The organism is Streptomyces sp. NPDC002499, assembly GCF_053595415.1.
This window is the reverse complement of the sequence record NZ_JBSFXO010000014.1, coordinates 316,474-333,440: the sequence shown is the minus strand read 5'-3', so window position 1 is coordinate 333,440 and position 16,967 is coordinate 316,474. Positions and strand designations below refer to the sequence as shown.

The window sequence follows — 16,967 nt, the reverse complement described above, 5'->3', positions numbered from 1 at the left end:
TCCCGCCTGGTCACCCGCGCTGTCGTCCACCCCTGCCGCATGGTCGGTGTTTGTCGTTCACGCGGGAGCGGGACGCACTAGGCTGGAACACGAGTTACGCACCTGATCACTGTGCGTAGGCGCGATGGAGTGGCGACGATGAGCCCGGTGGATCCGTTCGACGATGCCTCGACCGCGCGGGCCGTCATCGACGACCTCGGCGCTGTCGTCCGGTGGAGCACCGGCGCCCGACGGCTGCTCGGGTACACGGAGACCGACGTGCTGGGCCGCCCCGCCGCCGCCCTCCTGGCCGATCCCGCCGAGGCCCCGCCCGGCGCGCCGGCCGACCGCCGCTGGAGCGGCCCGCTCGCCCTGCGTCACCGGGACGGGCACATGGTGTCCGTCCGGTTGCTCGCGCTGCGCGCCTCGACCCCGGGCGCCCCGGACACCTGGCACGCCGTGGTCCCGCCCGACATCACCGACCTCGAGCCGCCGCACGAGATCCTGACCGCGGCCGCGCTGGCCCAGTCCCCGTGCCCGATGCTGGTCTGCGACCGGATGCTGCGCCTGCGCTGGCTCAACGACCGCATGACCGAGGTCATCGACCTGCCCGCGGGCCAGGTGATCGGCCTGCGGGTCTCGGACATCGGCGTCCGCTCGGAGAACGCGGAGCTCGAACAGCACCTGACCGACGTGCTCGCCTCGGGCCTGCCCCGGGACATCCCCACCTACGTCCGCCCGAGCGGCCTCAGCGAGGCCACCGCCCAGCTCACCCGGCTCGCCCCGCTCATCGACGCCGCCGGCCGCGTCCAGGGCGTCTGTCTGACCGGCCACGACTTCACCGAGCACTATCTGGCCCGCGAGCGGCTCCAGCTGGTCAACGAGGCGAGCGTCCGGATCGGCAGCACCCTCGACGTCACGCGTACGGCGCAGGAGCTGGCGGACGTCTGCGTACCCGCGCTCGCCGACTTCGTCAGCGTCGATCTGCTGGACCCGCAGGAGCACGGCGAGCCACCGCTGCGGCTCATCGCCCCGATCGGCCTGCGCCGGGCCGCGCACGGGTCGGTGAACCCGGGCAGCCCCGAGGCCGTGATCAAGCCCGGCCAGCTGGAGATCTACCCCACCGGCTCGCCCCAGGCCGACTCCCTCGTCGCGGGCCGGTCCGTGGTCGCCTCGGTGTCGGGGGGCGACCTGGACGAATGGCTCGCGCACAACGAACCGCGCGGCGAGCGGGTCAGGGAGTACGGCATCCACTCGTCCATGTCCGTGCCGATCCAGGCCCGCGGCACCACCTTGGGGGTCGCGGTCTTCCGCCGCTACCGCAGACCGGACCCCTTCACCTCCGACGACGTCCTGCTGGCCGAGGAGATCACCGCCCGGGCCGCCGTCTGCATCGACAACGCCCGCCGCTACTCCCGCGAACGCGACACCGCTCTCGCCCTGCAGCGCAGTCTGCTGCCCCGCAGGCTCCCGCGCACGGCCGCCGTGGAGGCGGCCTCGCGCTATCTGCCGGCCGCCCGGGCGGGGGTGGGCGGCGACTGGTTCGACGTGATCCCGCTGTCCGGGATGCGGGTCGCGATGGTCGTCGGGGACGTCGTCGGACACGGCATCCAGGCCTCGGCCACCATGGGCCGGCTGCGCACCGCCGTCCGCACCCTCGCCGACATCGACCTGGCCCCCGACGAACTGCTCACCCACCTCGACGACCTGGTGGTACGGCTGTCCGCCGAGGCCGGCGGCGACGGCAGCCCCGGCGAGGTCGGCGCGACCTGTCTGTACGCGGTGTACGACCCGGTGTCCCGCAGCTGCACCCTGGCGCGGGCCGGGCATCCACCGCCGGTCCTGGTCACGCCCGGCGGTACGGCCCGGCAGATCGACCTTCCGGCCGGGCCGCCGCTCGGTCTGGGCGGGCTGCCGTTCGAGTCCGCCGAGCTGGACGTGCGCGAGGGCAGCGTCCTCGCGTTCTACACGGACGGACTGATCAAGTCCCGCGAACGGGAGGCCGACTCCGGCCACCGGATGCTGCACGACGCGCTGGCGACGTACTCCGACTCGCTCGACGAGACCTGCGACCGGGTCCTGAACACACTGCTGCCGGCGGGCGGTGTCGCCGACGACGTGGCCCTGCTGCTGGCCCGCACCCGGGGACTGCCCGCCTCCCAGGTCTCGACCTGGCACATCCCCGCCGACCCGTCGCTCGTCTCGCCCATCCGCAAGCAGGTCGTCGAGCAGCTCGACGTCTGGGAGCTCCAGGAGGCCGCGTTCACCGCCGAGCTGGTGGTGAGCGAGCTCGTCACCAACGCCATCCGGTACGGCGCCCACCCCATCCGGCTCCGGCTGATCCACGACGCCGCGACGCTGATCTGCGAGGTGTCGGACACCAGCCACACCGCTCCGCACCTGCGCCGCGCCAAGACCTGGGACGAGGGGGGCCGCGGGCTGCTCCTGGTCGCCCAGCTCACCGAGCGCTGGGGCAGCCGGCACACGACGGACGGCAAGACGATCTGGGCGGAGATCACGCTCCTGCCGGAGGAATGAGCCCTCCCGGAGACCTGCCCCCGCTTGAAGCCCTCAGCACTCTTGGCGGAACTTTTACTGCGCGGTGCCCAGCCAGGGCCTGATCTGCCTGCGCGCCTCGTGCAGCCGGGACTTGAAGGTGCCGAGCGGGATGCCGGCCCGTTCGGCGGCCTCCGCGTAGTCGAGTTGGCACAGGTCGCGGTACACCAACGGCTCGACCAGGCGCGGGTGTTCGCGCTCCAGCCGGTCCAGCGCCTCCAGCAGGTCGATCCGGGAACCGACGATGACGCTCGTCGTGCGCGGGTCGGCGTGCAGGTCGTACTCGATCGGGGTGGGCGACTCGGCGGCCCGGCGCTTGAGCTCGCGGTACTTCTGCCGGCAGCAGTTGGCCACCACGGTGTAGAGCCAGGTGCTGAAGCGGCTGCGCCCCTCGAAGGTGCCGATCTTCCGCGAGACCTGCAACAGGACGTCCTGCGCCGCCTCCTCGGCGTCCTCGCGGCAGGGCAGGAACCGCCCGCAGCGCCGGACCACTTCGGGCCACATCTGGGTGAGCAGGGAGTCCAGCGCCGCCGGGTCGCCCGCCGCCGCTGCGCGGGCGAGGTCCTCGGTCGGCGGTACCAGGTGCTGTGCTCGGGGTCGGTCCACGACCAGGCATGATAGTCGCATGCATTTCGTCGAGCGGATCGGCCGCTACCGCCTTGAGCGGCGCCTGGGCACGGGCGCCTTCGGCACGGTCTGGCTCGCCTGGGACGATGAGCTCGAAGCGCCGGTCGCGGTCAAGGTCCTCGCCGACAACTGGAGCCACCGGCTCGACGTCCGCGAGCGGTTCCTGGAGGAGGCCCGGATGCTGCGCCGGGCCGGTTCCAACCGAGTGGTCCAGGTCTACGACATCGGCGAACTGCCGGACGGCAGGCCGTACTTCGTCATGGAGTACGCCGACGGCGGCACCCTCGCCGACCTGCTCACCGGCGGCCCGCTGCCGGTGTCCGAGGCGCTGCGGCTGACGGCGCTGGCCGCCCGGGGCGCGGCGGCGCTGCACGAGGCGGGGATCGTGCACCGGGACATCAAACCGAGCAACGTGCTGCTGCGCTCCTCCCCCGGCGGCACCCCGCGGGTGCTGCTGGCCGACCTCGGCCTCGCCAAGAGTCTGGCGCAGGCGTCCGGGCTCACGCTGGCCGCCGGGTCGGTCGGCTACCGGCCGCCCGAGCAGGCCCAGCCCGGCATGGGCATCGACACCCGGGCCGACGTGTACAGCCTGGGCGCGGTCGGCTACCACCTGATCACCGGCACGGTGCCGGGCGAACCCGGGCACGTCGTCCGTCCCGACCGGCTGCGCCCGGACCTGGATCCGGACGTCCAGCGCGCCCTGCTGCGCGCCCTGGAGCCGGACCGGGAGCGGCGGTGGCCCCAGGCCCTGGCGTTCGCGGAGGAGCTGGAGCGGCTCGCCTCGCCGGTCCGCCGGCCCCGCCCGCGCCGCAGGACGGTCCTGACGCTCGTCGTGGCCGTCGCCGTGCTCGCGGCCACGGGCACCGCCCTGGCGCTGGTCGACCGGGGCGACGGGACCTCGAACGGCCAGGACGTCCAGGTCGCGGACACGACCGGCCGGGTCACGGCGGAGGTCCCGCGCTCCTGGGACCGCCAGTTGCGCGACTCCGGGTGGGATCCGAAGGTGCTCGGGCTGCCCACCGGGCACGAGCCGGGCTTCGCGGTCGCCGACGACCTCACGGCGTGGCCGGACCTGAAGTCCGGGGTGAACGGGGTGTTCGTCGGCCTGAGCGAGCGGGGCGACCTCCCGAAGGCGGTGGCCGCGCTCACCCACTCGGGTTGCTCCTACGAGGGCTCCCGGAGCTACGAGGGCGCGCGCTGGCACGGCACGGTCCGCACCTGGAGCGACTGCCCGGGCGGTCAGGGCTCCCTCGCGGAAGCGGCGCTCGCTCCGGCCTCCGGCGCGGCCCGACCGCAGGTCTACGTACAGATCCGGCAAAAGAGCGCGACCCCGTCGGTCGAGCACGTCCTGGCGTCCGTACGTATCGGGGACTGACACCGATCACGCGGCGGGACGCGGACGGATCACGTGACGGGGACGCGCGCGGAACTCGCCGGAACTCGTCCGAACTTTTTCGTCCGCTCGCGCATCGGACATATATGACGGGGCACACAGCGTCGTACGCACACGCCTGGCGTGTGCGAGGAGACACCAGGAGTGTTGAGGAAGATGGCGAAGAACTCTCCCGCCCGCCGCCGGGCCGCCCTGCTCGCGAGCGCGGTCGCCGTGCTGGGCCTGCTGACCGCGTGCGGCGACGAGGGCGGCACCGCGAGTTCGCCGAGCACCCTGTCGGGCACGGCGGGGCCGGCCACCGACGGCTCCGGCTCCCCCGCTCAGTCGCCGAACGCCACGCAGTCCGGTTCCTCCTCGGACACCGGCTCCTCCTCCGGTACCGGCACCACCCCCTCGGAAGGCGTGTCCGCGTCCGGCAGTGTCAGCACCCGCTGCCACACCTCCCAACTGCGCGCGACCGTCGGGAACAACAACCCCGGGGCCGGTCAGGAGAACTTCCCGATCGTGCTGACCAACACCGCCTCCCACACCTGCACGGTCCGCGGCTATCCGGGCGCCGCGTTCGCCGACTCCGCTGGCAAGCAGCTGGGGCCGGACCCCAAGCGCTCCTCGGGCACGCCGGAGACCGTCACCTTGGACCCGGGCCAGAGCGCGTGGGCGGGGCTGACGTTCTCGAACCCCGAGGTCAGCGGCGCCAAGGCGGCGACTCCGACAACGCTGGTGGTGACCCCGCCGGACGAGAAGGACCCGCTCAAGGTGAAGTGGACCGGCGGCCAGGTACCGGTGTCCGGGAACTCGTCCTCGGTCTCCCTGACGGTGTTCAGCCCGGGTTCCGGCGCGTGAACCACGGGGGGTGGCGCGCGGACCTCTTACTTCCGGCTGTTTTCATGGACGTTCCCGCTCCGCCCCACCGCTAGGACCCCGCTCTGAACACCCCGCTTGCCGAATCGCTGTCCGTCGCCCTGCTCATCGCCGTGCTCGCGTTCGCGGTGCTGCGGCCCAAAGGGCTGCCCGAGGCCGTGGTGGCGGTGCCCGCGGCGGGGCTGGTGATCGTCGCCGGCGCGATCTCGCCGGCGCACGCCCTGGACGAGATCCAACGGCTCGGGCCGGTGGTGGGCTTTCTCGCGGCGGTGCTTGTGCTGGCTCATCTGTGCGATGTCGAGGGGCTGTTCCAGGCGTGCGGGGCGTGGATGGCCCGTCGGTCCGCGGGCTCGCCCGGGCGGCTGCTGGCCGCGGTGTTCCTGCTGGCCTCGGTGATCACGGCCGTGCTGAGCCTGGACGCCACGGTGGTGCTGCTGACGCCGGTGGTGTTCGCCACCGCGGCCCGGGCAGGCGTCCGCGCCAAGCCGCATCTCTACGCGTGCGCCCATCTGTCGAACACGGCCTCCCTGCTGCTGCCGGTGTCCAACCTGACCAACCTGCTGGCGTTCGAGACCAGCGGACTGAGCTTCACCCGGTTCGCGGCGCTGATGGCGCTGCCGTGGGTGGCCGCGATCGGCGCCGAGTACCTGATCTTCCGGCGCTTCTTCGCCGAAGAGCTGGCCCTGTCCGAGCTGCCCTCCGAGCCCGGCGAGGAGCCGGAGCTGCCGCTGTTCGCGCTGATCACCGTGGGCTGCACGCTCGCCGGGTTCGTCGTGACCTCCGCGGTCGGCATCGAGCCCGCCTGGGCCGCGTTCGCGGGGGCGCTGGTGCTGGCCGTCCGTGCGCTGGTACGGCGGCGGGAGACCCCGCTGGCGGTGCTGCGGGCCTCGTCCCCGACGTTCCTGGCCTTCGTGCTCGCCCTCGGTGTCGTGGTGCGCGCGGTGGTCGACAACGGCCTGGCCGACGCCCTCGACCATGTGCTGCCCTCGGGCTCGGGCCTGCTCGCGCTGCTCGGCATCGCCGTGCTGGCCGCCGTACTGGCGAACCTGATCAACAACCTGCCCGCGGTCCTGGTCCTGCTGCCGCTGACCGCCGCGGCCGGACCGGGGGCGGTCCTCGCGGTGCTGCTCGGGGTGAACATCGGCCCGAACCTGACCTACGCGGGATCGCTGGCGACCCTGCTGTGGCGGCGCATCGTGCACCGCCACGACGAGGACGTGGCCCTCGGGGAGTTCACCCGGCTCGGACTGTTCGCCGTGCCCGCGTCGCTCCTGTCGGCCGTGGCGGCGCTGTGGCTGTCGCTCCAGGTGGTCGGGGGCTGAGCGCCGACCCGGTCAGTGGTGGCCGCCGCCACCGCCGCCGTAGCCACCACCGCCGTAGCCACCGCCACTGCCTCCGCCGCCGTAGCAGGCGTACGGGTTGTAGTAGCAGTACTGGTCGATGGGGTCCGTGGTCGTCTGCGACGGGGTCGGCGTCGGCTGGGCGGTCGTCGGGGTCGCGGACGGCGTCGCCGTGGGAGTCGGCTTCTTGGCCGTCTTCGGGGTGGGCGCGGCCGTGGGCGTCGGTGTGGGGTCGCTCGCGGCGTCCCAGTTGACGACCTCCATCTGGAGGTCGGCCCTCGAGGTGTCGAACACCCAGCGCTGGGTGGTGCTGTCGTCGCGGGTCTTGAGGACCAGGGCGCCGGATCCGTCGGTGGCCGCGGCCGTCAGCGCCAGGTCCTGGTCCCAGCGCGGCACCAGGGTGCCCTGAAGGGTGAAGTCGTAGCGGATGTCCTTGGCGTCCTTCGCGTCGACGCCCGTGCAGGGCGCGAGCTGCACCTCGTAGCCGAGGTGGGAGTCCAGGCACAGACCCGGGTCGTCGCCGCTGCGCAACCGTCCATCGGTCTCGTACGACCACTGCTGGACCGCCGCCGTGGAGCAGGGCGCGAGTTCCGCCTCGGCGCCCTTGACCGCCTTCTTGCCGACGACGGTGACGCAGAGCCCGGAGTCGACGTTGTGCAGCCGTCCCTGCATCGCGCCCCCGGCGTTCGAGCCCGTGCCGACCCAGGACGGGTTGCCCTCGGTGCTCTTGCCGGTGCCGGGCGAGTCGGCGGACTGGCCCGCCTCGGAGGTGGTGTGTCCGTCGTTCGAGTCGAGTGCGGACCACACGACCAGCGGGAGGACGATCAGTCCGCTCACCGTCAGGACGGCGGCGGTCAGGTTGCGTCTGCGGGCGGCGGCCCGGCGGGCGGCCTTGTGGGCGGAGCGGCGCGAGGCCCTGCGGGTGCCGGTGCGCGCCCCGGCGCCGGTCGCGGTCGGGACGGTGACGAAGGGCTCGCCGGCCATCGCCGGGCGCTCGCCCTCCGCCTCGGCGGCCGTGCCGTCGTCGTGGACGAACCGCGACTCCACATAGGCGCGGGCACCCCAGCCGAGCACCGCCTCGGCGAGTGCGAGACCGAGGCCCTGGTTGAACTGGGCCAGCTGGTCGGCGGTGTGGCTGCAGTGCCTGCACCCGGCGAGGTGGGCGGCAAGGTCGGGGTCGACGTCGATGCCGCCGCGCCGGTAGGTCACGTCGAGCATCCGCTGGTAGCGCCGGCACTCCTGCTCGGGCGCCAGTTCGCGGTGGACCTGGAGGCACTCCTCGCGCAGCCGCTCGCGGGCCCGGCGCAGTTCGACGCGGGCGTCCTCCTCCTCGAGACCCAGCAGGGCGGCGGGTATCGCCGCCGGTTCCGATTCGACGTCCGCGTGCCACAGCAGGCAGCGGGCCGACTGGGGCAGCCGCTGGAACGCGCCCGACAGCAGCCGCCTGTTCGCGGGCGGCAGCAGCCGAGCCGCCACCCGGTCTCCCTCTCCGGACCGGGAGCGCAGGTCGGGGTGGAGGAGTTCGCGGCCGCGCTCGGTGTCCCATTCCGCGGCGATCCGCCGCACGGTCACCAGCAGTTGGGGCCGCCACGCCGCGGAAGGACCGGTCTGGCGCAGAGTCTCGCCGAACAGCCGGGTGAAGGCCGCGGTGGTGAGCATTCCCGCGGCACGGGCGTCGTAGGTGCACAGCCTGGCGTACGCGAAGGCCGCCTCCCAGTGCCGGTCGAGGAGTTCACCGACGGGCTGCAGCGCGGGTGTCGCCCCGGTCCACTTCTTCAGTTCGGCACTCAGTTGCTCGTCCGTGACCTCGAACTGGCTGACCGATGTGGGGGAATTCGACAGACCGGCGTCATTCACGGCTGCATTCCTCTCGAGGCGTACGACTTCAGGTCCATACCGGGCGGTATGGGGATTCGTCGACAAAGCGACGAGATCCACTTGTACGGGATTCGGCACCCCCAACACCCCCGGGAACAGCCCTTATGAAGCCCGGGAGCGAACGGGAGAGACCTCGTGCGCACACCGGAATGTTTATGGTCCGTGCGCCGACAGAGCACACCTTTGCACAGGTCAGCGAACCCTAACAAGAGATGCCGCCGATTCGTGCTTTGCGTTCTCGGAGGTGGGATTTGACGAATCGTCAAGCAGGAACCCTGAGAGTTGACCGATGAATCCGAGCACTAATTGGCAATGGTATTCACTTAATCGTGTATCGAACACTCCATGAACCATTGACCAGGGGTTCCACCACACACACCTCGACTCCCGCCGGATGACTCACGTCACTCGCCAACCATTGAACCGCCCGCCCGGTAGGCACCCGGCGGCAGTCCAAAGCGTGCGCGGAACACCCGATTGAAGTGGAAGGCGCTGACGAACCCCGAGGCGGCCGCCACCCGTTCCACCGACAGGTCCGTACTTTCCAACAGCCGGGCGGCATGCCGCAGTCGCGCCTCGCGCAGCGCCCGCATCGGGGACCGGCCGGCCTGACGGGCGAACAGATGGGCAAACCGGGAGGGCGAGAGGGAGACACTCTCGGCGAGCGAGTGGACGGTGTGCGGGGCACCCGGATCGGCGTCGATCAACGCCTGCGCCCGGCGCACCCGGGGGTCGACATCCGACGCGGGCTCCGTCGGCCGGGCGATGGCCGCGGTCAGCAGGACGATCTCCTCCAGGGAGGTCAGGGCGAGTTCCCGGGCGGCGGGCGCATGGGCCGCGGTGACCCTTTCGTCCCCCGACACGCCGACGGGCGGCGGCTCGTCGCCCGTCCAGCGGGCGTCGGCGTGCATCCGGCGGAACGCGGCCTCGACCCGGCCGCGCAGTTCCGGCGGGGTGGGGGTGACGACGTACAGACCGTCGCCGGTGTCGTACGGGCGCAGCCAGGGCGCCCAGGACGGCCGGGCCACGCAGTGCACCCACCAGAACTCCCAGTGCGAGGCGCCCGGTTCGACGGCGTACTGGTGCGGGACACCCGGCGCGAGCACCACCAGGTCCCCCACCCCAGCCCGCGCCTCGGCACGACCCTGCCGCAGCCGGCCGCCGCCGCCCGTCGTCCAGGTGAACAGCCAGCTGTCGGCGCCGCGGGGCCGGTTCACGCCGTAGCCCTGGAGCTGGTCGTAGCGACCGACCACGACCAGACCGGGCGGCGGAGCCGGGTCGCCGGGGGCAGCAGTACCGGGCAATCGGTCAGCGTTCACGGGCATCCCCTTCGCATCTGCGGCGGCCTAGCGTGACAGGAAAAGAAGACCACACCCAGGAGTGGACGCATGACAGTCACAGGCAAGGACACCACCGACACTCCCATCCTCACGCAGGAGGGTCTTGAGGGGTTTCGCGAGGACGGGTTCACGGTCGTCCGAGGGCTCTTCGGGTCCGATGAGATCGACCGGCTGTGCGCGGAGTTCGCGGCGCTGCACGCGGCCGGACCGGTGCCGGGGCACTTCCGGCCGCGCCCCGGATCCGACCCGCTGCACACCCACCCGCGCGTGATGCAGCCGCACGAGATCAACGGGCTGGCGCGGAGCGTGCTGCTCGACGCGCGGCTGGGGGCCGTACTGGAGACGCTGCTCGGCGAGGAGGTGCTGGCCGCGCAGAGCATGTTCTATTTCAAGCCGCCCGGCGCCCGGGGGCAGGCGCTGCACCAGGACAACTTCTATCTCCGGGTCGAACCGGGCACCTGCGTGGCCGCGTGGGTGGCCTGCGATGTGATCGACCGGGACAACGGAGGGCTCGAAGTCGTCCCCGGCACGCACCGGATGGACCTGTTCTGCCCGGAGGAGGCGGACGAAGGGGTGTCGTTCGCGCGCGAGTACGTTCCGCCGCCGCCGGGGCTCGCGGCCGTGCCGGTCGATCTGGCGCCGGGAGACGTCCTGTTCTTCAACGGCAGCCTGGTGCACGGCTCGCAGCCCAACAGCACGGCCGACCGGTTCCGCCGCTCGTTCATCGGGCACTACGTGGGGCGGTCGGCCGAGCGGATCGGCGCGTACTACCGGACGGTGTCGATGAGCGGCGACCGGGTGGTGCTGGCGGAGAGCGAGGGCGCGGGGCCGTGCGGCACGGAGTTCGCACCGCACGGGCCTCATTGAGCGCCGGTGGCGGACGAGGTCAGTGACCGATGACGGGGTGCGGAGCGTAGGGCTGCTCCAGCTCCTCCAACTCCTTGTCGCTGAGCTCCAGTTCGACGGCCGCCACCGCGTCCTCGATGTGCTGCGGCTTGCCTGCGCCGACGATCGGGGCCGCCACGGTGTTCTGCCGCAGCAGCCAGGCCAGGGCGATCTGGGCGCGCGGCACACCGCGGTCGCCGGCGATGCGGGTGACGGCCTCGACGACGGTGCGGTCGCCGTCGGCGTAGAGGCGGCTGCCGAAGTTGTCGTTGGCGCTGCGTTCGGTGACGGTGCCCCAGTCGCGGGTGAGCCGGCCGCGGGCGAGCGGGCTCCAGGGCAGGGCGCCGACGCCCTGGTCGGCGCAGAGCGGCAGCATCTCGCGCTCCTCCTCGCGATAGAGGAGGTTGTAGTGGTTCTGCATCGACACGAACTTGGTCCAGCCGTGCCGCTCGGCGGTGTACTGCATCTTCGAGAACTGCCAGGCGTACATCGAACTCGCCCCGATGTAGCGGGCCTTGCCCGCCTTCACCACGTCGTGCAGCGCTTCCATCGTCTCCTCGACCGGGGTGTGCGGGTCGAAGCGGTGGATCTGGTAGAGGTCGACGTAGTCGGTGCCGAGCCGGCTCAGGCTGTGGTCGATCTCGGTGAGGATCGCCTTGCGGGACAGTCCGCCGCCGTTGGGTCCGGGCCGCATCCGGCCGTGCACCTTCGTCGCGAGCACGATCTCGTCGCGGTCGGCGAAGTCGCGCACCGCTTTTCCGACGATCTCCTCGCTGGTGCCGTCGGAGTAGACGTTCGCCGTGTCCAGGAAGTTGATACCGGCCTCCAGCGCCTGCCGGATCAGCGGACGCGAGGCCTCCTCGTCGAGGGTCCACTCGTGCACGCCCCGGTCGGGCAGGCCGTAGGTCATGCAGCCCAGACAGATCCGCGACACGTCCAGACCCGTCGAACCGAGCTTCACGTACTGCATCTTCGCCGCTCCCGCCTTCGAGACGATGTACTGATTCGGAGCGTACGTCGTCCCCGCCGGGATCACGGTCCGGCGGACGTCAGGGCCCCGGACGCTCCACCAGGTCCAGTGCCCGTTCCCACCCGAACTCAGGCCGTACGCCGTCCTCCCCCACCTCTCCGGAGTAGGGCGCGCCGAACCGGACGCCCATCCCGCGCAGCCGCGTCAGGCTGTCCTCGTAGGCGGGGTGGACGGTCAACGCGTCGGCCACGCACGGGAGTACGGCGACCGGCACGCCGAGGCCGTACGCCTCGCAGAGGGTGGCGACGGCGAGGGTGTCGGCCAGGCCGGCCGCCCACTTGTTGATCGTGTTGAAGGTCGCCGGCGCCACCACGACCGCGTCCGGCGGCGGGAAGGGGCGTGGATCGCCGGGCATCCGCCAGGCGGAGCGGACGGTCCTGCCGGTCCGCGCCTCCACGGCGGCCCGGTCGAAGAAGCCGGCCGCCGCGACCGGCGTCGCGATGACGCCCACCTCCCAGCCCCGCTCCCGCGCGGCCGTGATCAGTGTGCCGACGTCGGCGGCGATCCCGGCGGCGCAGACGACGACGTAGAGGAAGGGTCTCGGGTCCGGATCCGTCATCCGGGAACCCTACTCAAGCGGGAAGGTCTCCCCGCGTTCGGCCTCGGGGCGCGGGCCGTGGATGCGGCGCTGCTTCTCCTCGATGGGCACGTCGTTGATGCTGGCCTCGCGCCGGGTCATCAGGCCGTGCTCGTCGAACTCCCACAGTTCGTTGCCGTAGCTGCGCCACCACTGGCCGTCGGCGTCCTGGCACTCGTACTGGAAGCGGACCGCGATGCGGTCGCCGCCGAAGGCCCACAGGTCCTTGCGCAGGGCGTACTCGCGCTCGCGTGCCCACTTGGCCGTGAGCAGTTCGACGATCTCGGCGCGGCCGGTGACGAAGGTGTCGCGGTTGCGCCAGACCGAGTCCTCGGAGTAGGCGAGCGAGACCTTGTGCGGGTCGCGGGTGTTCCAGGCGTCCTCGGCGGCCTGGACCTTCTGCGCGGCGGTCTCGCGGGTGAACGGGGGCAGGGGCGGGCGATCGGCCATGGGGTTCCTCCTCGACATGCGGACTGATACGGGCCAACTGGTGCGGACAGCCCGGGAGAACGCGCGTTCTCCAGCTGGCTGCTACGGTAGGAGAACGCACGTTCTCACGTCAAGGAAGGGTCGTACGGAGATGGCCGTCATGGACAGCGCAGTCGCCCGGGAACAGGCGCTGGACGCCGCCGAGGAGCTGTTCTACGGGCGGGGCATCCAGTCCGTCGGCATGGACGACGTGCGCGGCGCCTCGGGCCTCTCGCTCAAGCGGCTCTACGGACTGTTCCCGGCGAAGGAGCAGCTGGTGGAGGCGTATCTGGAGCGGCGGGACGTGCGCTGGCGCGGGCGGCTCGCCGCGTTCGTGGCCGAGCGCGAGGATCCCGAGGAGCGGATCCTGGCCGTCTTCGACTGGCTGGAGGGGTGGTTCGGCGAGGACGGGTTCCGAGGGTGCGCGTGGATCAACTCCTACGGCGAGCTGGGCGCGACCTCCGCCCGGGTGGCGGCTCAAGTGCGGACGCACAAGCGGGAGTTCCGGGATTATCTGGCCGGTCTCGTGGCGGCTGCCGGGCTGTCCGACGCCCTGGCCGGGCAGCTGTTCCTGCTGGCCGAGGGGGCGATGGTCAGCGCCGGCATCACGGGGAGCACGGAGCCCGCGCGGGAGGCGCGCGAAGCGGCGCGACTCCTGCTGCGGGCCCGCTGACAGCTCCTGCCGCGACCCGCCGAGCCTCAGCCGTCCGACACGGCGATGGCGCTCACCGGGCAGGCGCGGGCGGCCTCCCGCACCATCGGGTCGCCGCCGCCGTCCTCCCGGCCCGGCAGCAGCGCACTGAATCCGTCGTCGTCCTGGGTGAAGACCTTCGGGGCGGCCAGGGCGCACTGGCCCGCGCCGATACAGACGTCCTTGTCGATGTCGATGTGCATGGCCGTCAGCCTCTTACCAGGTCACGGGGAGTTCCAGCATCCCCTGGATGGTGTCGCCGGGTTTGAAGGGGATCTCGTCCGCCGGGACGGCCAGACGCAGGGCGGGCAGCCGCTCGAAGAGGGTGCGCAGGGCGATCTCGAGTTCGGCACGGGCCAGGTTCTGGCCCAGGCACTGGTGGATGCCGAAGCCGAACGCGACATGGTGGCGGGCCGGCCGGTGCCAGTCGAAGGTGTCGGGGTCCTCGTAGACGTCGGCGTCGCGATTGATGACCGCGGTCGAGAAGAGCACCGGGTCGCCGGCCCTGATGGTCGTGCCGCCCGTGTCGATGTCCTCGGTGGCCCGGCGCAGCAGGCCGTCCGCGATCGACAGCATCCGCATGAGCTCCTCGACCGCGTCGGGCAGCAGCTCGGGCCGCGTACGCAACTCGGCCAGGCGCTCGGGGTGTTGGAGCAGGGCGAAGGTGCCGAGCGAGATCATGTTGGCGGTCGTCTCGTGCCCCGCGATCAGCAGGATCGTCGCGAACGAGACGACCTCGGCGCGGTCCAACTCGCCCTCGCGCAGCTTCTGGTGGACGAGTTCGTCCAGTACGCCGTCGCCGGGCTCCGACTGCCTGAGCTTCACGTCGATCAACTGCTCGAAGTACGCGTCCAGTTGATCGCGGGCGTCCTGCACGTCGGAGACCCCCGGGCCGCGCAGCAGCCGGCGCGACTGCCCTTCGAAGAACTCGTGGTCGGCGTAGGGGACGCCGAGCAGCGCGCAGATCACCATCGACGGCACGGGCAGTGCGAAGGCGCTCACCAGCTCGGCGGGCGGCCCCTGCGCGATCATCGCGTCGAGCCGTTCGTCGACGATCCGCTGGATCTCCGGGCGCAGTGCGGCCGCCCGCCGGAGGGTGAAACTGGGGACCATCATCCGGCGCTGTGTGCGGTGTTCGGGGTCGTCGTGCCCGAGCAGCGCGGCCTTCCGGTCCCGGCCCGCGGTGAAGCGGATGTTGGGCGCCGGGAAGTCGGGATGGGAGCGGTCGCTGGACAGGCGCTGGTCGGCGAGCAGGCTCCGGGCGAGCGTGTGTCCCGTGACCAGCCAGGCCTTTCGGCCGTCGTAGAGGGTGATCCGGGTCAGCGGGCGCTCGGCGCGCAGCGGGTCGTAGGCCGTCGGCGGGTGGTAGGGGCAGGTCCGGTCCTGGGGGAAGGCGACAGGTTCCGTTTCCGTCATGGGGAGACCTCGCAGACGAAGGGTGCGTCGTGCAGATCTTCATTAGATGCCCCGGGCATCTATGGAACGACGACAAGTTCGGCCAGATGGACGGCGGCGGCTTTCTGGCCGGGGATGATCGCTCAGGAATCGAAAACCGGTCACGGTATCGGCCGTACGGGTGCCTCCGATGGGGTGCGGGGCAGGGGGCGTGCGGTAGGGATGAATACCGCACGCGACGCTGTTGCAGCGGAGCGGCAGGAAACCGTAGAGACGACGATGGGACGGAAGCCATGCCTCTTGAGGGCGAGTACGAACCCAGCCCGGCGCAGTGGGTGCGTGACCAGGTGGAACTGTTCGAGAGCTCCGGCGGCGCCAAGGGGAACACCCTGCGGGACACCGGACTGCCGGTGATCGTGCTGACGACCCTCGGCGCCAAGAGCGGCAAGATCCGCAAGACGCCGCTGATGCGCGTCGAGCACGACGGTGTGTACGCCGTGGTCGCCTCCCAGGGCGGGGCGCCCAAGCACCCGGTCTGGTACCACAACATCAAGGGCGAGCCCCACGTGGAGCTCCAGGACGGGCCGGAGCCGGTGGACATGGTCGCCCGTGAGGTCACCGGCGCGGAGAAGGCCGAGTGGTGGGAGCGGGCCGTCGCGGCCTATCCGCCCTACGCCGACTACCAGAAGAAGACGGACCGCCAGATTCCCGTCTTCGTGCTCGAGCCGGACGCCGGGAACGCGTGATCCGCGTACCGACGCACACCCCCTGACCTGGGTTCGAAAAAAATCTTGGGTCAGGGGTGCATGACCCCGGTGTCCCCGGGCACGCGTGCGTCAGGCCCCGCCGCGTTCCCCCGTCGCGGCGGGGCTCTCCGCTGCCTCGTGGGCCTGCCGGTCGGTGATGTCCAGGAAGATCTGGTCCGCCTCGGACACGGCATCCGAGATGGTCTGCTTGATCCGCACGGAGACCTCCTCGACCACCTCGCTGTCCAGGCCGCCCACCAGATCCACCCGGGCCGCCACCAGGGCGGAGTCGAGGCCCGTCTTCATCGTGAACAGCGCCTCCACGCTGTCGATCTCGGGCTGTTCCTCCAGCAGTTCCCGGATCCGGTCCGCCGCCTCGGGGTCGGCCGCCTCGCCGATCAGCTGGTCACGGGCGTCGCTGCCCAGGCGGTAGGCGACGAAGACGAGCAGCACGCCGATCGCCAGCGAGGCCGACGCCTCCCACACCACCTGTCCGGTGACCATGTGCAGCGCCATCCCGACGGCGGCCAGCGTCACACCGAGCACCGCCGTGCCGTCCTCGGCGATGACCGTGCGCAGTGCCGGGTCGCGCAGTCCGCTCCGTCCGCCCTGCGCGTGCGCCTGGTGCAGGGCCCGCACGAGCGAGACGCCCTCGGCGACGAAGGCGACGCCCAGGACGATCAGGCCCAGCACATACCCGCTGTGCTTCTCCTCGGCGCCGCTCCGGAGGGCCTCGAAGCCCTGGAAGAAGGAGAAGCAGCCGCCCATCACGAAGATCCCGACGGCGGCGAGGAGCGACCAGAAGAAGCGTTCCTTGCCGTAGCCGAAGGGGTGGCGCCGGTCGGCGGGGCGGCGGCTGCGGCGCAGCGCGGCCAGCAGGAAGACCTCGTTCAGGCTGTCGGCCACGGAGTGCGCGGCCTCCGACAGCAGGGCCGGCGAGCCGGCGAAGAGTCCGCCGACCGCCTTGGCCACGGCGATCACCAGGTTGGCGGCGAGCGCCACCAGCACGGTGACGCGGGTCCTGCTGTCGGCGTCCTCCGCGGGTGTTTCCTCAGGGGCTTCGTCCGAGGTTTCCTCGGGTGCCCTGTCGAGTGTCCTGCCGGATGTCTTGTCGGGCGTTTTGTCGGATTCCTGTGCAGATGCTGTCCCAGTCACCCTCGCCGACTGCCCCTGAGCGCGCCGCTCACACGGCGTGGGCTCC

General features: G+C 71.7%; 16 protein-coding genes. 7 read left to right on the top strand and 9 right to left on the bottom strand.

Features of this window, described 5'->3' with window-relative positions; translation table 11 throughout:
- Positions 1–138: 138 nt before the first annotated feature.
- Positions 139–2,517, top strand: a complete 2,379-nt coding sequence (locus tag ACWD5F_RS36705) for a SpoIIE family protein phosphatase (protein WP_451260635.1) — start codon at positions 139–141, stop codon at positions 2,515–2,517.
- A gap of 54 nt (positions 2,518–2,571) precedes the next feature.
- Here ACWD5F_RS36705 and ACWD5F_RS36700 read toward each other — a convergent pair whose 3' ends face one another.
- The gene (locus tag ACWD5F_RS36700) at positions 2,572–3,162 is read right to left on the bottom strand and encodes an RNA polymerase sigma factor (protein WP_451260634.1); all 591 of its coding nucleotides are present in this window, start codon (positions 3,160–3,162) and stop codon (positions 2,572–2,574) included.
- Between ACWD5F_RS36700 and ACWD5F_RS36695 the strand changes: the two genes are divergently transcribed.
- The 3 genes from ACWD5F_RS36695 (at position 3,161) to ACWD5F_RS36685 (ending at position 6,738) form a co-directional block, all read left to right on the top strand.
- Entirely contained in the window at positions 3,161–4,537 is a 1,377-nt protein-coding gene (locus ACWD5F_RS36695; RefSeq protein WP_451260633.1) for a serine/threonine-protein kinase, read from the top strand. The genes ACWD5F_RS36700 and ACWD5F_RS36695 overlap by 2 nt on opposite strands.
- A gap of 174 nt (positions 4,538–4,711) precedes the next feature.
- Positions 4,712–5,398 carry a DUF4232 domain-containing protein gene (locus tag ACWD5F_RS36690; protein WP_451260632.1) on the top strand — a complete coding sequence of 229 codons (687 nt, stop codon included), beginning with the start codon at positions 4,712–4,714 and terminating at the stop codon, positions 5,396–5,398.
- A gap of 83 nt (positions 5,399–5,481) precedes the next feature.
- Positions 5,482–6,738 (top strand): arsenic transporter, encoded by a 1,257-nt coding sequence (locus tag ACWD5F_RS36685; RefSeq protein ID WP_451260684.1) that lies wholly within the window; start codon positions 5,482–5,484, stop codon positions 6,736–6,738.
- Positions 6,739–6,750: 12 nt separating this feature from the next.
- Here the strand turns inward: ACWD5F_RS36685 and ACWD5F_RS36680 are convergent, their stop codons facing one another.
- Both ACWD5F_RS36680 and ACWD5F_RS36675 read right to left on the bottom strand, forming a co-directional pair.
- Positions 6,751–8,613, bottom strand: coding sequence for an RICIN domain-containing protein (locus ACWD5F_RS36680; RefSeq protein ID WP_451260631.1), 1,863 nt, complete (start codon positions 8,611–8,613; stop codon positions 6,751–6,753).
- A gap of 425 nt (positions 8,614–9,038) precedes the next feature.
- Entirely contained in the window at positions 9,039–9,959 is a 921-nt protein-coding gene (locus ACWD5F_RS36675) for a helix-turn-helix domain-containing protein (RefSeq protein WP_451260630.1), read from the bottom strand.
- A 63-nt stretch (positions 9,960–10,022) separates the two neighbouring features.
- Here ACWD5F_RS36675 and ACWD5F_RS36670 point away from each other — a divergent pair, with 63 nt between their 5' ends.
- The gene (locus tag ACWD5F_RS36670; RefSeq protein WP_451260629.1) at positions 10,023–10,841 is read left to right on the top strand and encodes a phytanoyl-CoA dioxygenase family protein; all 819 of its coding nucleotides are present in this window, start codon (positions 10,023–10,025) and stop codon (positions 10,839–10,841) included.
- A gap of 19 nt (positions 10,842–10,860) precedes the next feature.
- On the opposite strand, the gene ACWD5F_RS36665 is transcribed toward ACWD5F_RS36670, so the two are convergent.
- The 3 genes from ACWD5F_RS36665 to ACWD5F_RS36655 all read right to left on the bottom strand — a co-directional run bounded on the left by ACWD5F_RS36665 (position 10,861) and on the right by ACWD5F_RS36655 (position 12,916).
- Positions 10,861–11,829, bottom strand: a complete 969-nt coding sequence (locus ACWD5F_RS36665) for an aldo/keto reductase (RefSeq protein ID WP_451260628.1) — start codon at positions 11,827–11,829, stop codon at positions 10,861–10,863.
- 79 nt (positions 11,830–11,908) lie between these two features.
- Positions 11,909–12,448 (bottom strand): flavoprotein, encoded by a 540-nt coding sequence (locus ACWD5F_RS36660; protein ID WP_451260627.1) that lies wholly within the window; start codon positions 12,446–12,448, stop codon positions 11,909–11,911.
- A 9-nt stretch (positions 12,449–12,457) separates the two neighbouring features.
- The gene (locus ACWD5F_RS36655; protein WP_451260626.1) at positions 12,458–12,916 is read right to left on the bottom strand and encodes a nuclear transport factor 2 family protein; all 459 of its coding nucleotides are present in this window, start codon (positions 12,914–12,916) and stop codon (positions 12,458–12,460) included.
- Between the two features lie 139 nt (positions 12,917–13,055).
- Between ACWD5F_RS36655 and ACWD5F_RS36650 the strand changes: the two genes are divergently transcribed.
- Entirely contained in the window at positions 13,056–13,607 is a 552-nt protein-coding gene (locus ACWD5F_RS36650; RefSeq protein ID WP_451260625.1) for a TetR/AcrR family transcriptional regulator, read from the top strand.
- A 26-nt stretch (positions 13,608–13,633) separates the two neighbouring features.
- On the opposite strand, the gene ACWD5F_RS36645 is transcribed toward ACWD5F_RS36650, so the two are convergent.
- Positions 13,634–13,828: a ferredoxin gene (locus tag ACWD5F_RS36645; RefSeq protein ID WP_401710641.1), complete on the bottom strand. Its 195-nt coding sequence runs from the start codon at positions 13,826–13,828 to the stop codon at positions 13,634–13,636.
- A 13-nt stretch (positions 13,829–13,841) separates the two neighbouring features.
- Positions 13,842–15,041, bottom strand: a complete 1,200-nt coding sequence (locus tag ACWD5F_RS36640) for a cytochrome P450 (protein ID WP_451260624.1) — start codon at positions 15,039–15,041, stop codon at positions 13,842–13,844.
- A gap of 272 nt (positions 15,042–15,313) precedes the next feature.
- Between ACWD5F_RS36640 and ACWD5F_RS36635 the strand changes: the two genes are divergently transcribed.
- On the top strand, positions 15,314–15,766 hold the full coding sequence (locus tag ACWD5F_RS36635) for a nitroreductase family deazaflavin-dependent oxidoreductase (protein ID WP_451260623.1): 453 nt from the start codon (positions 15,314–15,316) through the stop codon (positions 15,764–15,766).
- Between the two features lie 90 nt (positions 15,767–15,856).
- On the opposite strand, the gene ACWD5F_RS36630 is transcribed toward ACWD5F_RS36635, so the two are convergent.
- The gene (locus tag ACWD5F_RS36630; RefSeq protein WP_451260622.1) at positions 15,857–16,774 is read right to left on the bottom strand and encodes a cation diffusion facilitator family transporter; all 918 of its coding nucleotides are present in this window, start codon (positions 16,772–16,774) and stop codon (positions 15,857–15,859) included.
- Positions 16,775–16,967: the final 193 nt, after the last annotated feature.